Here is a 1,606-nt window from a genome sequence, read left to right on the forward strand (position 1 = left end):
ACGAGCTCCAGGAGCAGCCTGATGGGAGTGCGTGGACGAGCATCGCCTCCTCCGCCGCCCTCAATCGCCAAATCACCCACGCCGCCGCTGGCACGTTCCACTATCAGGTCCGTGCCTGCAACACGGGTGGATGTGGGGCATGGAGTGCGCCCGCTACGACCGTGGTGGCCCCGCCACCGTCGGCCCCCATTGCGCCCTCGTCCGTCAGTGCGTCGCTGGCTGGCAACCTCTCGACCATTACAGTGACCTGGTCGAGTTCACCGACGGCGACGTCTTACAACGTGCAGCAAGCCATCAACGGCGGTGCATGGGCTGATATTTATTCCGGTGCCAGCACCACCGCATCGGTCGCCAATCCCGGCGATGGCAATTACGCCTACCAGGCGCGCGCGTGCAATCCGACCGGATGCAGTGCCTGGACGGCCAGCGCCGCCGTGCATGTTGCGCACATCCCGCCAGCGCCCGGCTCTATCAGCGTACCGGGGACGAGCACGGGCGTCTTGGGCATCAGCTGGCCGGCTGTGACCTATGCGACGAGCTATTCACTCGAGCAAAGCACGGACAGCGCCAACTACGGGGCTGTCTACAACGGTGCGGCTACCAGCGCGAGCATCGGGGTGGGTGCGACCGGGGTGTATTACTACCGGGTCAAGGGCTGCAACGCCAACGGCTGTGGACCGTACAGTCCGGTCGGTGCATCGTCCGTCACAATCCGGCCGTCGCAGCCGCCTGCCATCTCCGGGCCAGGGAGCAGCAACAACGGGTGTTACACCATCAACTGGGGTGGCGTGCCCGGCGCGACATCGTACGTGATGCAGGAAAACACCAACGGCGCTGGCTGGGTGACCGTCGGCAACAACGGCTCTGGCGCCCTCGGCATCTGTGGGAAGGGCAACGGCACGTACTACTACCAGGTCCAGGGGTGCAACTCGGCTGGGTGCGGGCCGTTCAGCGCGGTCGTGGCCGTGACTGTTTCCCTCGTGCCACCGCTGCCGGGCGGGATCCACATGACCGACACGGTGAGCGGACGGCAGGAGCGATACACCATCCTGTGGAATGCCTCAACGGGTACCACGCGCTACGAAATTCTCCGGGTCCAGACCAACAACCTCATCAATGCAGGGACCGCCACGTCTTACGTGGTCGAGTCTGGGACTTCGCCATACGAGCTGCAGTACACCTACCGAGTGCGGGCCTGCAATGACCAGGGTTGCTCGGCGTGGTCGGGAGACATTGCGGGATGAACGCCATGACCCGAATACTTAGGGCGCTTCGTGCCGTGACGACACGGATTCTTCGGGCGCATTCCGGACCACACCTGGAATCGAAAGGGACGCACATGAAGGCAACGATTCTCGCCCTATTGGGCCTCCTGTTTTTCCAGTGTGCGCCGGTTCTCGCGGTGGAGACCGTCACCTACTACTACACCAACCCACAGGGCACACCGCTAGCCACAGCGGATGCTGCGGGAAACATCCTGTCGAGCTCCGACTACAGGCCATACGGCGGACAGTCGCTCGGCACCCCAACCGCGGGACCTGGTTACACCGGACACGTCAACGACCCAGATGCGGGGCTGGTGTACATGCAGGCCCGGTACTACGAC

The 1,606-nt window shown here is 64.0% G+C and carries 2 pseudogenes; both read left to right on the top strand.

Annotation, left to right across the window (positions count from 1 at the left end):
- Positions 1-1,244: pseudogene (locus tag AC1DT2_RS22810) on the top strand (hypothetical protein); the annotation flags it as partial.
- A gap of 5 nt (positions 1,245-1,249) precedes the next feature.
- Positions 1,250-1,606: pseudogene (locus tag AC1DT2_RS22815) on the top strand (hypothetical protein); the annotation flags it as partial.

The organism is Luteibacter sp. P4_E6 (genome assembly GCF_056401535.1).